This window comes from Synechococcus sp. PROS-7-1 (genome assembly GCF_014279795.1).
Lineage (GTDB): Bacteria > Cyanobacteriota > Cyanobacteriia > PCC-6307 > Cyanobiaceae > Synechococcus_C.
In genome coordinates, this window is sequence record NZ_CP047945.1 from 2,527,738 (window position 1) to 2,544,121 (window position 16,384).

A 16,384-nucleotide genomic window follows, 5' to 3' on the forward strand; every position below is an offset into this window, starting at 1 on the left:
TTCCGATCCATTTGCGGTTACGGAAAGACTTTCGATTCATTGAGGTCACACCCTTGAACGAGTGCTAAATTGCGCGCAAATCTAATTTCAGGAGGCCAGGGTGATGGGGATCCCTCTGGAGTCTGAGGTCGAGACCTCCATGGTCTCTTCCAAAGAACCTGTTTTGCCGGCGACTAGCCAGCGCAATTCAGGGTCACGTTCACGCACAACGTCGAATCGCTCGAGTCGTCAAACAGGCCGTCTCTCGACCGATTCCATTGGTTATTACCTCAGCAGCATTGGCCGCGTGCCCCTGCTGACTGCAGCAGAGGAGATCGAGCTTGCGCATCACGTGCAGGCCATGAAGGAACTGTTGGATGTTCCGGATGATGAACGCACTCCTCGGCAGCGTCATCGCATCCGCATGGGCAAACGGGCCAGAGATCGGATGATGGCGGCCAACCTTCGCCTTGTGGTGAGCGTTGCCAAGAAGTATCAGAACCAAGGTTTGGAATTGCTGGATCTCGTCCAGGAAGGAGCCATCGGCCTGGAGAGAGCGGTCGACAAATTCGACCCCGCCATGGGCTACAAATTCTCGACCTATGCCTACTGGTGGATCCGTCAGGGAATGACCCGGGCCATCGACAACAGTGCACGGACGATTCGTCTGCCGATTCACATCAGCGAAAAGCTCTCAAAGATGCGACGCATCACCAGGGAGCTATCCCATCGCTTCGGTCGTCAACCCAATCGCCTCGAGCTCGCCAACGCGATGGGGATCGAACCACGCGATCTCGAAGAACTGATCTCTCAAAGTGCACCCTGCGCATCTCTCGACGCCCACGCCAGAGGTGAAGAAGATCGCAGCACGCTCGGAGAATTGATTCCAGACCCCAACGGTGATGAGCCGATGGAAGGCATGGATCGAAGTATTCAAAAAGAACACCTCGGAGGTTGGCTGGCCCAACTCAATGAGCGGGAACAGAAAATCCTTCGCCTGCGCTTTGGACTGGATGGAGCAGAACCACTCACCCTGGCCGAAATTGGTCGTCAGATCAATGTCTCTCGGGAACGCGTTAGGCAACTGGAAGCCAAAGCAATCCTCAAGTTGCGCACCATGACCGACCAGCAACAGGCCGCCTGATCCTTTGGTGCCGTCGCTGCTGGTGATTGGGGCCTGGATGGCTCTGGTTCTCTCAACAGCGGTGCTTTGCCGACGCGTCTTGCCGGAGCAAAAGGAACTCAGCCGCAAAATCGTTCATATCGGTACCGGACCCGTCGTTCCCTTGGCTTGGTGGCTGCAACTTCCGGCCTGGGTGGCTGTTCCAGCCGCACTCTCAGTCACCATCATCACCGCAATCAACCATCGCTGGCGACTACTCCCAGCTGTTGAAGATATTGATCGACACAGCTACGGAACAGTGGCGTATGGACTGGCCATCACTCTTCTTCTCATCCTTTTCTGGCCTGAACAGGCCATCGCCGCCTGTGCTGGGGTGATGGTGATGGCCTTGGGTGATGGCTTTGCAGGCTTGGTTGGGCGAGGTCTCCACTCACCAACCTGGAGCCTATGGCAACAACGGAAATCTGTCGCTGGAACACTGACAATGGCCCTGGTCACGGCAGCGGTGCTGACCATGCTCGTGTTGATCAGTCAAAGCGCATTCCAGCCGATTCGCGTTTTGATCGTGTGTGCTCTGGCTGTTGGCCTTGAGCAACTGAGTCGATGGGGGATCGACAACCTCAGCGTGCCGATCGCTGTGGGCTTGAGCTGGTCTTGGATGGTCTCTTAGACACGCAGCAACCGTTCCAAATGCAGGCACCAGTCACGGCTGCTGCCCAGGGCTGTGACGAGACACTGATCATCCGGCAAGGAACGGAGCCTGCCCTGCCAAGTCTGAATCTCGCCTGCTTGGTCAACCCAGAAGTGCATCACCTGCTGATGCAAGGCATCGAGATCCCAACACTGCTGATTCGCAACGGCACTTGACCAATCGAGCAGAGCATCGAGCTGAAGCGGACGAAAACCCTGAACCCAGAGCCCGGTTTCCCGCTCCAGTTCGTAGAGGCGCATCAAATCGCCAAAACCAAGAATATGAATCCCAAACATGCTGAAAGCTTCCAGGCAAAGTTGCCCAAAATTAAAATAATCGAGCAGATCGAAAGTTCACGATGAACTGAACACTAAGACGGCCTATTTCAAGTTCAAAGTTGTCAATGAGTTGGCACTCATGCAGCTCGAGTGCCAACTTTCTTCCGCGAATCAGCCAAACCTTCCAGCAGTTCGGCTGTCGTCTCCAGACTGATGCAAGCGTCCGTGACGCTTTGGCCGTAGGTCAGCGCTGATCGGTCGGCACTGATCTTTTGATTGCCCTCAACAAGATGGCTTTCCAGCATCACCCCCATCACGTGCGCTGAACCCTGCTCCACTTGAGCTGCCACAGCTTTCAACACCTCACCTTGACGGCGGAAATCCTTATTCGAGTTGCCATGGCTGCAATCCACCATCAACCGGTCAGGCAGTCCCGCTGCTTTCAATTCTTCAGCAGCGTCCTGAATCGCCTCGAGGTGGTAATTCGTACCCCGGTTGCCTCCCCGCAACACGAGATGACCATCCGGATTACCGGTGGTACTCACAATCGATGCATGTCCCTCGCGATTGATTCCAAGAAAATGATGCGGTTTCGATGCGGCCTGCATGGCGTTGATGGCAATGGTGGCGCTGCCATCGGTGCTGTTTTTGTAGCCGATCGGCATCGACAAGCCCGAAGCCATTTCACGGTGCGTCTGGCTTTCGGTGGTGCGGGCGCCAATCGCCGTCCAGCTGATCAGATCGGCGATGTATTGAGGAACCACAGGATCGAGCAGTTCTGTGGCACAGGGCATTCCATCCCTTGCCAAATCGAGCAGTAACGACCGCGCCATGCGCAACCCCGTGTTGATGTCGTAGGAACCATCGAGATTTGGATCATTGATGAGGCCCTTCCAACCCACGGTGGTGCGTGGCTTCTCGAAGTAAACACGCATCACAACCTCAAGCTCAGAGGCATGACGTTCACGCAGGGGAGCCAATCGGCTGGCGTACTCCCTCGCCGCATCCACATCATGGACAGAGCAGGGGCCAACGATCACCAGTAGCCGCCGGTCAAGGCCTCTGAGAATGGCTTGAATCCGACTGCGAGACGTGGCCACGGTCTCCGTTGCCCTGGCATCAATCGGCAGATCTCCATGCAGCAGGGCGGGAGGAACCAGAGGTCTGGTATCCACCACATGGAGATCGTGTGTGGTGGTCATACCAAAAGAATTAGGCTGATTTAGGTTACGCAAACCAAGGACACCCGCCGGCTTCCGGAACGGAACGGTGACGCAGGAGAATGGCCTGCAATTCCGTTCCTGTGCTGATTTTGATGCTGAGCACCTACCGCGAGAACGCTGCCGAACGTTTGGCCCTTGGGATTCCGGCGCTGCCCCTGGACGCAAACCAGGCCAAGGCACTTACGGAGCTGCTGGAGAATCCACCGTCGGGTGAGGAGCAAGAGCTTCTGCATCTGCTCATCGATCGAATCCCCCCCGGCGTCGACGAAGCGGCCTATGTGAAAGCCACCTGGCTCAGTGCCGTGGCACAGGGGGACACCACCAGTCCACTGGTGTCGCCCCTGGAGGCCACCCGCCTGCTCGGAACGATGGTGGGCGGTTACAACGTTGCGGCCCTGATCGAGCTGCTCCAGCACAGCGACGCGCAGCTGGCCGGATGCGCCGCTGAAGGCCTCAGTCGAACCCTGCTGGTGTACGACGCCTTCAATGAAGTGATGGAGCTGGCCTCCAGCAACCGCTTCGCCAAGCAGGTGGTGGACAGCTGGGCGGCTGCCGAATGGTTCACCTCGAAGCCGGAGCTGGCCGACACGATCACGGTGACCGTGTTCAAGGTGGAAGGAGAAACCAACACCGACGACCTTTCGCCCGCCACCCACGCCACCACCCGGCCAGACATTCCTCTACACGCTCTGGCGATGCTGGAGACCCGCGATCCGGACGGCCTGAAAACAATCGCAACCCTCAAAGAAAAGGGGCATCCCGTGGCCTATGTGGGCGACGTGGTGGGCACCGGCAGCTCCAGGAAAAGCGCCATCAACTCCGTGCTCTGGCACACCGGCGATGACATCCCCCACGTCCCCAACAAACGGGGCGGCGGCGTCATCCTCGGCGGCAAGATCGCGCCGATCTTCTTCAACACTGCGGAAGACTCCGGCGCCCTGCCGATCGAATGCGATGTCACCGTGCTGAACACCGGTGATGTGATCACCATCCGGCCCCATACCGGCACGATCGAACGGGACGGTGAGGTGGTGAGCCGCTTCGAACTCAAGCCCAGCACCATCAGTGACGAGGTGCGGGCCGGTGGGCGCATCCCCCTGATGATCGGCCGGGCTCTCACCGACAAAGTGCGCGCCAAACTCGGCCTCGCACCCTCTGAACTGTTCATCCGCCCCTCGGCACCGGCCGACACCGGCAAGGGCTTCACCCTCGCCCAGAAGATGGTGGGCAAGGCCTGCGGCCTGCCCGGTGTGCGCCCCGGCACCAGCTGCGAGCCGCTGATGACCACCGTTGGCTCTCAAGACACCACTGGGCCGATGACCCGGGATGAAATGAAGGAACTGGCCTGCCTGGGCTTCTCCTCCGACCTGGTGATGCAGAGCTTCTGCCACACCGCGGCCTATCCCAAACCGGTGGACCTCCAAACCCAGAAGGATCTGCCTGATTTCTTCGCCCAGCGCGGTGGGGTGGCCCTGCGCCCCGGTGACGGGATCATCCACAGCTGGCTCAATCGCATGCTGCTGCCCGACACCGTGGGCACCGGCGGCGACAGCCACACCCGCTTCCCCTTGGGCATCTCCTTCCCCGCCGGTTCAGGCCTGGTGGCCTTCGCCGCGGCCATCGGCGCCATGCCCCTGGACATGCCGGAATCGGTACTGGTGCGCTTCAGCGGCTCCCTGCAACCGGGTGTCACCCTGCGGGATGTGGTGAATGCGATTCCCTGGGTGGCCATCCAACGCGGGCTGCTCACCGTGGAGAAGGCCAACAAAAAGAACTTGTTCAATGGCCGGATCATGGAGATCGAAGGTCTTCCCGACCTCAAGCTCGAGCAGGCCTTCGAACTCACCGACGCCAGCGCTGAGCGCTCCTGCGCCGGCTGCACCATCAAGCTCTCGGAAGAAACCGTGAGCGAATACCTGCGCAGCAACGTGGCGTTGCTTAAGAACATGATCGCCCGCGGCTACAGCGATGCCCGCACCCTGGCCCGCCGCATCAAGGAGATGGAAGCCTGGCTGGCCAATCCACAGCTCCTCAGTGCCGACGGCGATGCCGAGTATGCCGAGATCCTGGAGATCAACCTCGACGAGCTCACCGAACCGGTGGTGGCCTGCCCCAACGATCCCGACAACGTGAAGCTGTTGAGCGAGGTGGCCGGTGATCCGGTGCAAGAGGTGTTCATCGGCTCCTGCATGACCAACATCGGCCACTACCGCGCCGCAGCCAAGGTGCTGGAAGGTGCCGGTCCGAACCAGGCCCGCCTCTGGGTGTGTCCCCCCACCCGCATGGACGAAGAAACCCTCAAAGCCGAGGGCTACTACGCCACCTTCGAGGCTGCTGGCTCTCGGATGGAGATGCCAGGTTGCTCCCTGTGCATGGGCAACCAAGCACGGGTGGACGACAACACCACCGTGTTCTCCACCAGCACCCGGAACTTCAACAACCGTCTCGGCAAAGGCGCTCAGGTGTATCTGGGCAGCGCCGAACTGGCGGCGGTGTGTGCCCAGCTGGGCCGGATCCCCACCCCTCAGGAGTACCGCAGCATCGCGGCTGAAAAGATCGATCCGCTCTCTGATGAGCTCTATCGCTACCTCAACTTCGACCAGATCTCCGGTTTCGAGGATCAAGGCCGAACCATCAGCGCGGACGATGTAGCCGAAGTGCTGACTGGGTCCTGACCCGGATCAGCACTGCCATGACCGTTCTGAGTGAACTGAAACAACGACGCCACCAACTCGGCTCAAGCCGCAGCATCCGCCGCCTACTGGAGCGGCGATGGTGGGTGGTGGTCCTCGCCCTGATGTTCACAGGACTGGGGGCCGCCCTGACAGGCGTGCTGTTCAAGGCAGGCATCAAGACTCTGGGGGCATGGCGTCTCGAACTGCTGGCCGATCTACCCGCCTGGGCGGTGCTACCAGGGCTCGGAGCCGCTGGTGGATTGGTGTCAGGCCTGCTCGTCACCTGCCTGGCGCCTGCCGCTGGCGGATCAGGAATCACCCACATCATGGGCTTTCTCAAACACCGGGCCGTTCCGATGGGACTGCAGGTGGGCCTGGTGAAACTGGTGGCAGGAATCGTGGCCATCGGCAGCGGCTTTCCCCTTGGCCCCGAGGGACCCTCCGTGCAGATGGGGGGTTCCGTTGCCTGGCAGATGGCGCGCTGGCTGAAAGCTCCTGTGGCCTTCCGGCGGGTGATCGTGGCCGCCGGCGGCGGTGCCGGAATCGCCGCGGTCTTCAGTGCACCCATCGGTGGGTTTGTGTACGCCGTTGAGGAGCTGCTGCACTCAGCCAGGCCCGTGGTGTTGCTGCTGGTGATCGTGACCACCTTCTGGGCCGATGCCTGGGCCGATGTGCTCGGGCTTGCCGGGCTCAGTCCCAGTGGAGGCGGTCTCGATGCAACCCAGGGGTTCCAGCTGGAACGGGAATACACGCCAATGGTGAGTTTTCTGCCGATCGATCTGGGCTACCTGATCGGGCTCGGCGTGGTGGTGGGCCTGCTAGCGGAGCTCTACTGCCGCTATGTGCTGGCCATGCAGCGGAAGGGGGATGCCTGGTTTGGCGATCGGCTGGTGCTGCGCATGGTGCTCAGCGGTGCCGTGCTGGGCAGCGTTTATGCCTTTCTTCCTGAAGAGTTCCACAACCTGGAGGGACTGCAACATCTGATTGCCAACGGCAAGGCCGACATTCCGATGGCGCTCGGAACGTTCACCGTGCTCTTCTTCAGCACCGGTCTTGCCGCGGCCTCCGGTGCTCCTGGAGGCCTGTTTTTCCCGATGCTCACCCTTGGCGGGGCGATCGGTTTGGCCTGCGGCTATTGGGTGGAAGCGCTCACGGGGCACGTTCCCAGCACCTATGTGTTTGCGGGCATGGGGGCCTTCGTGGCCAGCTGTTCGCGCACTCCGATCACCGCCATGTTTCTGGCCTTCGCACTCACGAAGGACCTGCTGATCCTCAAACCAATCCTTGTGGCCTGTCTGGCCAGTTTTCTGGTGGCCCGGTTGTTTGATGAACGCTCGATTTACGAGCGCCAGTTGGGCACGGAACTGAAGGAAGAGGATCATCGGGAAGCGCGCCGCCAGCGCCACGGCAGCATTCATCACGCGTGGGGCGGCTCGACCCGTCGACGGGCCTTCACACCGCCGCCAGCACCTCCTCCCTCACCGTCACCGCCTGACGAGAACAAACCCAACCTCGGTCAAGACCCCTGAATCAGGAAACGCTGCTGTTCGATCCGGCCGTACCGGAACCCGGTGCCCTGCGCACGGTCCTGGCGTTCCCCAGCACGTACACGGTGGGAATCACCAGCCTTGGTTATCAAATCGTTTGGGCCACGCTGGCCTCGCGATCCGATCTGGATGTGCGCAGGCTGTTCACTGATCAAGGCGATCCCCAGCACCGCCGCTGCGATCTGTTCGGTCTGTCCCTGAGCTGGGAGCTCGATGGTCCTGTGTTGCTGGATCTGCTCGAAGGTCAGAGCATCCCGATCTGGAGCGAACAGCGAACAGACGCTGACCCGATCGTGTTCGGAGGGGGGCCTGTGTTAACCGCGAACCCCGAACCGTTGGCGCCGTTTTTCGATGTGATCCTGCTGGGGGATGGGGAGGACCTTCTTCCGGCCTTCATCGACGCCCTGCAGGCGGTGCGCAACGAACCACGGGCCGTGCGTCTGCGGCACCTGGCCAAGGTTCCTGGCATCTACGTCCCAGCTCTGTACGCCCCACACTTCGATTCCGAAGGGTCGCTGCAATCGATCAAGCCGATCGAAGCGGATCTCCCTGCCACCGTGGCCAAGCAGACCTGGCGAGGCAACACCCTCAGCCACTCCACGGTGATCACTCCCGATGCCGCATGGCCTGACATCCACATGGTGGAAGTGGTGCGCAGCTGCCCTGAGCTCTGTCGCTTCTGCCTGGCCAGCTATCTCACCCTTCCCTTCCGCACACCCTCGCTGGATGACGGCTTGATCCCTGCCGTCGAACGGGGTCTGATAGCGACCCGACGTCTGGGACTTCTGGGGGCTTCCGTGACCCAACATCCACAGTTCGGTGATCTGCTCACCTGGCTGAACAACGCACGCTTCGATGACGTGCGCGTCAGCGTGAGCTCGGTGCGGGCCGCCACTGTGACCCCTCAACTGGCCTCCAGCCTCGCCAATCGGGGCAGTAAGTCGCTGACCATCGCCATTGAAAGCGGCAGTGAACGGATGCGACGCGTCGTCAACAAGAAGTTGAGCAGCGAGGAGATCAACGCTGCTGCACGCCATGCCAAGCAAGGTGGTCTCAGTGCCCTGAAGCTCTATGGAATGGTGGGCCTCCCCAGCGAGCAGGAGGAGGACGTGGAAGCGACGGCCGATCTACTGCTTCAACTCAAGAAAGCCACACCAGGGCTGCGCTTCACCCTTGGGGTAAGCACGTTTGTTCCCAAGGCCCACACGCCGTTCCAATGGCAGGGCGTGCGACCCGAGGCCGACAAACGCTTGAAACGCCTTGGCAAACGGCTGAAACCGAAAGGCATTGATCTGCGACCAGAAAGTTATGGCTGGAGCGTGATCCAGGCGCTGCTGTCGCGCAGTGATCGTCGACTGGCTCCTGTGATCGTGGCCGTCCGCGGCACACAGGAGAGTCTTGGCGGTTGGAAGAAGGCCTACCGAGCAGCTCGGGCCGGCGAGCTGCCAGCAGCGAAAAGCGCCGGTGTGGAGTTACCTCTGCCGCCCGCCTGGGAGCAGGTGATTCACGAAACCTGGCCAGACGACACCGTGCTTCCCTGGTCGCACCTGCAGGGCCCCCTCCCCCAGGACACCCTGCTCAAGCATCAGCACCAGGCACTGCGCCCTGAACCGGCTGAGGACTTGGACTGAACGAGGTCCGCAACCCCGCGAGCAGAATCCAGCCGGCGATGTTCAGACGGCTATCGAAGAACGGCAGATCCGTGGCGTGCAGAACCGTCAGCACCAGGGCAGCCGTCCACCAGGCTCGATCAAACAAACCGAGAGATCCACGGCGCAGGCTCACCACCAGCAGCAACAGCACCAGAGCCACCACCAACACGGCTGCAGGCAGGCCATGGCTGATGGCCAATTCCAGCGGGAGATTGTGGGCATGGCCGTGCCACTTTCCGGTTCTGAGGGGGTAAATCACGGAAAAGGCCGCGGCACCCCAACCAAACCAGGGGCGTTCCGCAATCAACTGCAGCGCGAGTCCCCACTGGCTGAGCCGTGTGGACGCCAGGGCACGCTGGCTGGCGTACTGCGTATCGCTGAGACGGGCCCAGATCCCCTCGGGGACGACCATGCGCGCAGGATCCTGGAGCGGGGGAGGCACCCCTGGCAAAACAGCCGCAAGCACGGGTACTAGAGCCAACCCCAGCAGAGGCAGCAGCCAGGGCCAGCTCGGAGGACCGAGCACCAGGGGAACAGCGAGCACCAGCGCTCCCCAGCCATTGCGCGACTCGGTCAACACCAGTGACAACACCACTGACGCAGCCATGGTCAGCACCACCCCACGGCGCACGCGGTTGAGACCAGGCTGCACCAAAGTCGCCAGCATCAACGGCCAGACCATCGCCAACCAGGCCGAAGCGATGTTGGCGTAGTCGAACAATCCCGACAGACGTCCCTCGGGTCGGCCACCTGCGGACATAAACCAGATGATCAGTCCACCAAAGATTTGCCAGGGTCCCTGCCAACCAAACCACAGCTGGCCCAGGCCGGTCACGACCACGGGAACACTTCCTGCCACAAGCCAGAGGCTGCTGCGGCGACGCGACGACGGCAGGGCCACATAAGGCTGAAACCCCCAGAACCCCCAGAAGAAAGGAATCCAATTGCCTAGGCCAACCCAGGCCAACGGGCCGGAATACGACCGAACACAACCCACCACCATGAACAATCCAGCCAGCAGCAGGGGGGCATTCCAGGGATCACGCCAGAACGGACGCTCCCGATTCACACTTCCCAGAATCAGGGCTGGAAACAAGAGAAGACCAGCCAGCAGAGCACTGGACGGCAGAAAGAACAAACCGAGCTGAAAGCAACGCCATCCCCAGGTGGATGCCGATGGAGGACTCTTCCCGTCCAACCAGGCCGAGACCATGCGTAGGGAACGGGTCATGCGAACACAGCCGTGCGTCCGCGATACACCATCACCTGACGACGGAGGTGGAGACGCAGGGCGCGGGACAGGGCCAGCCTTTCGGTGTCACGCCCTTTTCGAATCAGATCCTCCACCTCATCGCGGTGACTCACAGTGGCGATCGTTTGCTCGATGATCGGACCGTCATCCAGTTCCTCGGTGACGTAATGCGCTGTGGCACCGATCAACTTCACTCCGCGCTCCCAGGCCCGGTGATAAGGCTGCGCACCCTTGAAAGCGGGCAGGAACGAATGGTGAATGTTGATCACCTCAGAAAAACGCTCCAAAAACCCCCCGCTCAGCACCTGCATGTACTTGGCGAGCACAGCCAAATCAATCTGATGCTCCGCCAGCAGATTGAGAATGGTGGCCTCCGCTTCGGTCTTGTTGCCTGACGTGACAGGAACGCAGACGAAAGGAACTCCGAAATCAGCGCAGCAGGCTTCCAAGTCTGGATGGTTGCTGATCACCAAGGGAACCTGCATGGGCAACTCTCCGCTGCGTGCCCGCCAGAGCAGATCGAGCAAACAATGGCTCTGTTTGCTCACCAGAATTGCGACGCGGGGATGGTCGTCGGAAAAATGAACCTGGGCGTCACCACCAAGACGCTCCGCCAAGGCCTTCACTGCCAAAGGGATGGCGTCCCTGGGTAAACCAAAACCCTGCAGATCCCATTCAATCCGGCTCAGAAACAATCCAGCACCAGCGTCGGTGTGGTGGTCCGCGTGACGAATATTGCCGCCGTTCGCTGCCACCCAGCCGGCGATGTCACTCACGAGTGCCGGGCGATCGGGACAGATCAGCTGCAGGATGACCGAAGCGGGTGACACACAAAAGACCGTGACAGACCCTGATTCTGCGCCCGGGAAAGCCCTTGAGCTCAGCGAAGGTGCAGGTTGAGATCCCGGGGTGTGGCCTGGCGGATCCTGGCCCGGATGGTGGAGAGACCGAGGCGTTCATGGGCCGCGACCCGGTGACAGCCGTTGAACCCCCAGAGCTGACCCTTCACCTCAAGAACATCGATCGGCTCGCGCAGCCCCTCCTGCGCAATCGATGCCATCAAAGCCTCCACCTTGGCTTCATCCAAAAAACGCTGAAGGGGGCGTCGCACAGACGCGAGAGGCACCGATGCAACTCTCATAAGCGAACTCGTAACGAGTATGAGCTAATTCACTGTAGGCCGCGGTTAAAGTCGCCTCACTTCCTTCACCTTCCATGCTGAGCGCCCTGCGTCGCCTTGCTGCGTTCTGCCTCTGTCTCGCTCTCTGCTTCGGCCTGGCCGCCTGCAGTGGCGGCGCCAAGGCCAAGCCTGCCACCATCAGTCCCGACGACATGGCGGTGATTCGTCGCCAAGTTGAGGGATTTACAGCTGCAAAAGAACGGCTTCCTGAATTGGCCCAACTCGTGAATCAGCGCGACTGGACGTTCACCCGCAACTTGATCCATGGCCCCATGCAGGAAGTGGGACGAGAAATGCTTTACATCAATCAGCGCCTGCTTCCCCAAGACCGTGCCAATGCCAATGCACTGGCTGCCTCGCTGAAGGATGCCCTGGCCGATCTCGATGAGGCTGCCCGGCTGCAAGACGGTGCCCGCCTCCAGAAAGCCTATGTGGCGGTGGCCACGGGATTCTCCAATTACTCCCAGGTCATCCCTGCCCAGGCCCTGAGCTGACGACCTCCATCGCCGTCATTGGTGCCGGCATTGTCGGCACCGCCACCTCCTGGCATCTCAGCCGCCTTGGACATGCAGTGGTGCTGGTGGACCCTTGCCTGGCATCAGCAGTTCCAGAGGCATCGAGTCAACGCCGTTTGAACGGGAGCACAGCGTCCCTCGGCGTTCTCATGGGCCATGCCTTTCGCCGTTCCAGCGGCCGAGGTTGGCGTTTACGCCAGCAGAGCATGGCCCTCTGGGCTGCTTGGGTCTCACAGCTTGACCATCCAACTTCACCGCTCAGCCTGCAGACCCCTCTGGTGCAGCTCGCTGCAAGCGACGAAGAAGCAGAGCGCATGCGACAGCTCGCGCAAGCCAGGCAGGGAAGAGGACTGCAGTTTCTCGAAGAGCCAGCATTGCCTCCAGCGCCAACACCATGGCCGCGACCTGGCCATGGCGCTTTGCTCTCTGATCAGGATGGACGGGTGGACCCTCTGGCGCTGTTGCGCGCCCTGCGACGGGCTTTCGCCGCGCAAGGCGGAGAAATGCAGGCGACCACGGCTCAGTGTCTGGAGCGCTCCGGTGCCGGGGGCCAAGGTCGCTGGCGCGTGATCACGGCCAATGGGGATCTGCTGCACGTTGATGCCGTGGTGATCTGTTCGGCCCTGGGTAGTTCGCAATTAATCGAACCCTTGGGACACCACCGACCCATGGAGGCCGTGCTGGGGCAAGTGCTGGAGCTGAAACGACAGGACCCTCAACCCAGCTGGGAGAACTGGCCAGCCGTACTCACCTGTGGCGGCATCAATCTGATCCCCCACGGCGATCGACAGCTGTGGCTGGGAGCCACCGTTGAGCCGGGCACGGTGGGTGATGCCTCGCTCGTGTCCGCGATGAAAACGCTGAACAACCTGGCGCCCGCGTGGTTGAAGGATGCTGAATGCATCGGCCAGTGGCAAGGATTGCGCGCCCGCCCGCAGGACCAGCCGGCACCGCTGCTGGAGCATTTGGAACCGGGCTTAATTCTGGCCTCTGGCCACTACCGCAATGGCGTGCTGCTGGCTCCAGCCAGCGCCGAATGGGTGGGCCAACAAATTGATTCATCAATCCTTACCGGCTCTTAATTCGACGCTGAAAGGGTGTGCATAAGGTCCGGGCGGAGCTCGACCTCCTGACAAGCCGTTTTCGCCATCGAAATCATGCGTCGTTCTTTTCAAGCCCGAGCGCTCACTGCCATCGCGGGACTCACCGCTGGTGTCAGCCTCGTCGCCTGCTCTTCAGGCGGAGGCGGTGGCGGAGACCAACTCAAGGGCAGCCTATCTGGGGCTGGCGCCTCGTTCCCAGCGGCCATCTACACCCGTTGGTTCCAGGAACTGGCTCCCCAGGGCATCAAGGTGAACTACCAGTCGGTTGGGTCCGGCGCCGGTGTGCGTCAGTTCCAAGCCGGCACGGTGGACTTCGGAGCCTCTGACGCGCCGATGAAGCCAGACGACATCGCCAAGGTGACCCGCGGCGTGCTGCAGATCCCAATGACCGCAGGCGCCATTGCCGTGGGCTACAACTTCCCAGGCTGCGAACTGAAGCTCACCCAGGAGCAACTGGCCGGCATTTTCCTGGGCAAGATCAAGAACTACAGCGAAGTGGGCTGTGATGACAAGGCCATCACCGTGGTCCGTCGTTCCGATGGCTCCGGCACCACTTACAACTTCACCAAGCACCTCTCAGCCATCAGCGATGCCTGGAAGAACGGTCCCGGAACCGGCAAGTCCGTGGCCTGGCCCACAGGCGTCGGTGCCAAAGGCAACGAAGGTGTCGCCGCCCAGCTGAATCAGATCGACGGTGGCTTGGGTTACGTGGAAGTGGCCTACGTGAAAGGAAAGCTGCAGTCGGCTGCCTTAGCCAATGCATCCGGTGAGCAGGTGAAGCCCACCAACGAAAGCGAGAGCACGGCCCTGGCCTCCATCGACCTGGGTCCCGATCTGATCGGAGGCAATCCCAATCCTCCCAAGGGCTATCCGATCGTGACCTTCACCTGGATCCTGGCCTACAAGGAAGGCAACGCCGACAAAACCGACCTGCTGAAGAAGACCTTCGAGTTCATGCTGTCGGAGAAGTCCCAGAGCCAGGCACCGGAACTGGGCTACGTCTCCCTGCCGGCCGAGGTTGTGGAGAAGTCCAAGGCTGCCGTGGCCCAGATCAGCGAGTGATCGCCCAGCGCTAAGGAGCAGGGACCAACAAAAAAGGGGGCCTTACGGCCCCCTTCGTTTTGCTCACTTGGTTGGAATCACTTGGTTTCAGTGAATTCAGCATCGATGACGTCGTCACCGGCATCGGATGATCCGCCCGCTGCACCAGCACCGGCTCCAGCGTCTGCACCAGGCGCTGCGCCGGCTTCGCCACCGGCCTGCTGATAAACGGAGGCACCCACGGTGTAGAGCTCCTGCTGCAGTTCCTCCAGCAGGGTCTTCATGGCGTCATAGTCCTCCTTCTCGGTGGCCTCCTTGAGCTTGGTGCGCTTCTCCTCCACCTTGGCCTTGGCCGCATCGTCGACTTTGTCGCCGAGTTCGCCCATCTGCTTCTCTGCCTGATAAACCAGGGTTTCTGCCTGGTTCTTAAGGTCGATCCGCTCGCGCTTCTCCTTGTCAGCGCTGGCGTTGGCTTCGGCATCCTTCACCATCTTGTCCACCTCGGAATCGCTCAAGGTGGAGGCACCAGTGATCGAGATGGACTGCTCCTTGCCGCTGCCCTTGTCTTTGGCGGTGACGCTGAGAATGCCGTTGGCATCGATATCGAAGGTCACTTCGATCTGGGGCACGCCGCGGGGAGCCGCAGGAATGCCGTCAAGACGGAAGGTTCCCAGACTCTTGTTGTCGGAAGCCATCTCGCGCTCACCCTGGAGCACGTGAATCTCCACATTGGTCTGGCCGTCCACGGCCGTGGAGTAGGTCTCCGATTTCTTGGTGGGAACCGTGGTGTTGCGGGTGATCATCTTGGTCATCACACCACCGAGGGTTTCCACACCCAGGGACAGAGGGGTGACATCCAGCAGCAGGATGTCCTTCACCTCACCGGCGAGAACACCGCCCTGAATGGCAGCTCCCACGGCCACCACCTCATCGGGATTCACCGTTTGATTGGGGTCCTTGCCGGTGGTGCGCTTGACCAGCTCCAGAACCGCCGGAATGCGGGTGGAGCCACCCACCATCACAATCTCGTCGAGCTCGCTGGAGGACAACTTGGCGTCTTTCAGCGCCTGCTCCACAGGAATGCGGCAGCGGTCGATCAGGTTGGAGGCGAGCTCTTCGAACTTGCCGCGGGTGAGGGTGAGGTCGAGATGCTTCGGGCCTTCAGGCGTTGCCGTGATGAAGGGCAGGTTGATCTCGCTCTGCGTAGCACTGGAGAGCTCGATCTTGGCCTTCTCAGCCGCTTCTGTCAGGCGCTGAAGAGCCTGCTTGTCTTGACGCAGATCAATGCCTTCGTTGGCCTTGAAGCTGTCGGCCAGGTGATCAACGATCACCTTGTCAAAGTCATCACCACCCAGATGGGTGTCGCCGGAGGTAGACAGCACCTCGAACACCCCATCGCCCACCTCGAGCACGGACACGTCGAAGGTGCCGCCACCGAGGTCAAACACCAGGATGCGCTCATTGCTCTTCTTATCGAGGCCGTAGGCGAGCGCGGCAGCGGTGGGCTCGTTGATGATGCGCAGCACCTCAAGACCGGCGATCTTGCCGGCATCCTTGGTGGCCTGACGCTGGGAATCGTTGAAGTAGGCAGGAACAGTGATCACCGCCTGGGTGACCGTTTCACCGAGGTATTTGCCGGCATCTTCAGCCAACTTGCGCAGCACCTGGGCGCTGACCTCTTCAGGGGCAAATTGCTTGTCGAGAACCGGGCACTTCACCTTCACGTTCGAACCGGCCTTCTCAACGCCGTAGCTGACCTCCTTGGATTCCTCATTCACCTCATCGACCCGACGGCCGATGAAACGCTTCACGGAATAGAAGGTGTTGTCGGGGTTCATCACCGCCTGACGCTTGGCGATCTGACCCACCAGCTGATCTTGGTTCTTGGTGTAGGCCACCACCGATGGTGTGGTGCGGAAGCCCTCGGCGTTGGCGATCACAGTGGGCTTGCCGCCCTCCATCACCGACACACAGCTGTTGGTGGTTCCTAAATCGATGCCGACAACTTTTCCCATTCGGTGCCTCCTGACTCCGCGAAATGACTGATTAGATCTTTCGCATCTTCGTCAGAGGAAACGCCTGCAGGCGAGGTGTGGTTCCCGAACAGGCAGGCTGGTAACCAGAC

At 60.8% G+C, this 16,384-nt stretch carries 14 protein-coding genes; 8 read left to right on the top strand and 6 right to left on the bottom strand.

Features of this window, described 5'->3' with window-relative positions; all coding sequences use genetic code 11:
- Positions 1-103 precede the first annotated feature (103 nt).
- Both SynPROS71_RS13625 and SynPROS71_RS13630 read left to right on the top strand, forming a co-directional pair.
- Positions 104-1,123 (top strand): RpoD/SigA family RNA polymerase sigma factor, encoded by a 1,020-nt coding sequence (locus SynPROS71_RS13625; RefSeq protein WP_186595790.1) that lies wholly within the window; start codon positions 104-106, stop codon positions 1,121-1,123.
- A gap of 4 nt (positions 1,124-1,127) precedes the next feature.
- Positions 1,128-1,772 (top strand): diacylglycerol/polyprenol kinase family protein, encoded by a 645-nt coding sequence (locus SynPROS71_RS13630; protein ID WP_255442226.1) that lies wholly within the window; start codon positions 1,128-1,130, stop codon positions 1,770-1,772.
- On the opposite strand, the gene SynPROS71_RS13635 is transcribed toward SynPROS71_RS13630, so the two are convergent.
- Positions 1,769-2,089, bottom strand: coding sequence for a hypothetical protein (locus SynPROS71_RS13635; RefSeq protein ID WP_186595792.1), 321 nt, complete (start codon positions 2,087-2,089; stop codon positions 1,769-1,771). The genes SynPROS71_RS13630 and SynPROS71_RS13635 overlap by 4 nt on opposite strands.
- Positions 2,090-2,208: 119 nt before the next feature.
- Positions 2,209-3,273: a 3-deoxy-7-phosphoheptulonate synthase gene (locus SynPROS71_RS13640; RefSeq protein WP_186595794.1), complete on the bottom strand. Its 1,065-nt coding sequence runs from the start codon at positions 3,271-3,273 to the stop codon at positions 2,209-2,211.
- Positions 3,274-3,386: 113 nt separating this feature from the next.
- Between SynPROS71_RS13640 and acnB the strand changes: the two genes are divergently transcribed.
- From acnB to SynPROS71_RS13655, 3 genes are all read left to right on the top strand, one after another.
- The gene (acnB, locus tag SynPROS71_RS13645) at positions 3,387-5,969 is read left to right on the top strand and encodes a bifunctional aconitate hydratase 2/2-methylisocitrate dehydratase (protein ID WP_186598107.1); all 2,583 of its coding nucleotides are present in this window, start codon (positions 3,387-3,389) and stop codon (positions 5,967-5,969) included.
- Positions 5,970-5,986: 17 nt separating this feature from the next.
- Complete coding sequence (locus SynPROS71_RS13650) at positions 5,987-7,498, top strand: ClC family H(+)/Cl(-) exchange transporter (protein ID WP_186595796.1); 1,512 nt, start codon at positions 5,987-5,989, stop codon at positions 7,496-7,498.
- 83 nt (positions 7,499-7,581) lie between these two features.
- Positions 7,582-9,147, top strand: coding sequence for a radical SAM protein (locus SynPROS71_RS13655; protein WP_255442227.1), 1,566 nt, complete (start codon positions 7,582-7,584; stop codon positions 9,145-9,147).
- On the opposite strand, the gene SynPROS71_RS13660 is transcribed toward SynPROS71_RS13655, so the two are convergent.
- The 3 genes from SynPROS71_RS13660 to SynPROS71_RS13670 are packed head-to-tail and all read right to left on the bottom strand — an operon-like array spanning position 9,095 to position 11,546.
- Positions 9,095-10,399, bottom strand: a complete 1,305-nt coding sequence (locus SynPROS71_RS13660; RefSeq protein ID WP_186595798.1) for an O-antigen ligase — start codon at positions 10,397-10,399, stop codon at positions 9,095-9,097. The two genes, SynPROS71_RS13655 and SynPROS71_RS13660, sit on opposite strands and share 53 nt — an antisense overlap.
- Positions 10,396-11,250 (bottom strand): formyltetrahydrofolate deformylase, encoded by an 855-nt coding sequence (gene purU / locus SynPROS71_RS13665; RefSeq protein WP_186595800.1) that lies wholly within the window; start codon positions 11,248-11,250, stop codon positions 10,396-10,398. The genes SynPROS71_RS13660 and purU overlap by 4 nt, the downstream gene beginning before the upstream one ends.
- A 50-nt stretch (positions 11,251-11,300) precedes the next feature.
- Positions 11,301-11,546, bottom strand: coding sequence for a sulfiredoxin (locus SynPROS71_RS13670; protein WP_370586829.1), 246 nt, complete (start codon positions 11,544-11,546; stop codon positions 11,301-11,303).
- Between the two features lie 89 nt (positions 11,547-11,635).
- On the opposite strand from SynPROS71_RS13670, the gene psbQ reads away from it, so the two are divergent.
- The 3 genes from psbQ (at position 11,636) to pstS (ending at position 14,280) form a co-directional block, all read left to right on the top strand.
- Positions 11,636-12,094 (top strand): photosystem II protein PsbQ, encoded by a 459-nt coding sequence (psbQ, locus tag SynPROS71_RS13675; RefSeq protein ID WP_186595803.1) that lies wholly within the window; start codon positions 11,636-11,638, stop codon positions 12,092-12,094.
- 17 nt (positions 12,095-12,111) lie between these two features.
- Entirely contained in the window at positions 12,112-13,197 is a 1,086-nt protein-coding gene (locus SynPROS71_RS13680) for an FAD-binding oxidoreductase (RefSeq protein ID WP_255442536.1), read from the top strand.
- A 75-nt stretch (positions 13,198-13,272) separates the two neighbouring features.
- Positions 13,273-14,280 carry a phosphate ABC transporter substrate-binding protein PstS gene (gene pstS, locus SynPROS71_RS13685; protein ID WP_186595804.1) on the top strand — a complete coding sequence of 336 codons (1,008 nt, stop codon included), beginning with the start codon at positions 13,273-13,275 and terminating at the stop codon, positions 14,278-14,280.
- Positions 14,281-14,357: 77 nt separating this feature from the next.
- Here the strand turns inward: pstS and dnaK are convergent, their stop codons facing one another.
- The gene (dnaK, locus tag SynPROS71_RS13690) at positions 14,358-16,274 is read right to left on the bottom strand and encodes a molecular chaperone DnaK (protein WP_186595805.1); all 1,917 of its coding nucleotides are present in this window, start codon (positions 16,272-16,274) and stop codon (positions 14,358-14,360) included.
- Positions 16,275-16,384: the final 110 nt, after the last annotated feature.

Excerpts from the sequence above, each read along its gene's own strand:
- SynPROS71_RS13625 (WP_186595790.1), top strand. The coding sequence starts at position 104 with ATGGGGATCCCTCTGGAGTCTGAGGTCGAGACCTCCATGGTCTCTTCC.
- SynPROS71_RS13635 (WP_186595792.1), bottom strand. The coding sequence starts at position 2,089 with ATGTTTGGGATTCATATTCTTGGTTTTGGCGATTTGATGCGCCTCTAC.
- SynPROS71_RS13640 (WP_186595794.1), bottom strand. The coding sequence starts at position 3,273 with ATGACCACCACACACGATCTCCATGTGGTGGATACCAGACCTCTGGTT.
- acnB (WP_186598107.1), top strand. The coding sequence starts at position 3,387 with ATGCTGAGCACCTACCGCGAGAACGCTGCCGAACGTTTGGCCCTTGGG.
- SynPROS71_RS13650 (WP_186595796.1), top strand. The coding sequence starts at position 5,987 with ATGACCGTTCTGAGTGAACTGAAACAACGACGCCACCAACTCGGCTCA.
- SynPROS71_RS13660 (WP_186595798.1), bottom strand. The coding sequence starts at position 10,399 with ATGACCCGTTCCCTACGCATGGTCTCGGCCTGGTTGGACGGGAAGAGT.
- psbQ (WP_186595803.1), top strand. The coding sequence starts at position 11,636 with ATGCTGAGCGCCCTGCGTCGCCTTGCTGCGTTCTGCCTCTGTCTCGCT.
- pstS (WP_186595804.1), top strand. The coding sequence starts at position 13,273 with ATGCGTCGTTCTTTTCAAGCCCGAGCGCTCACTGCCATCGCGGGACTC.
- dnaK (WP_186595805.1), bottom strand. The coding sequence starts at position 16,274 with ATGGGAAAAGTTGTCGGCATCGATTTAGGAACCACCAACAGCTGTGTG.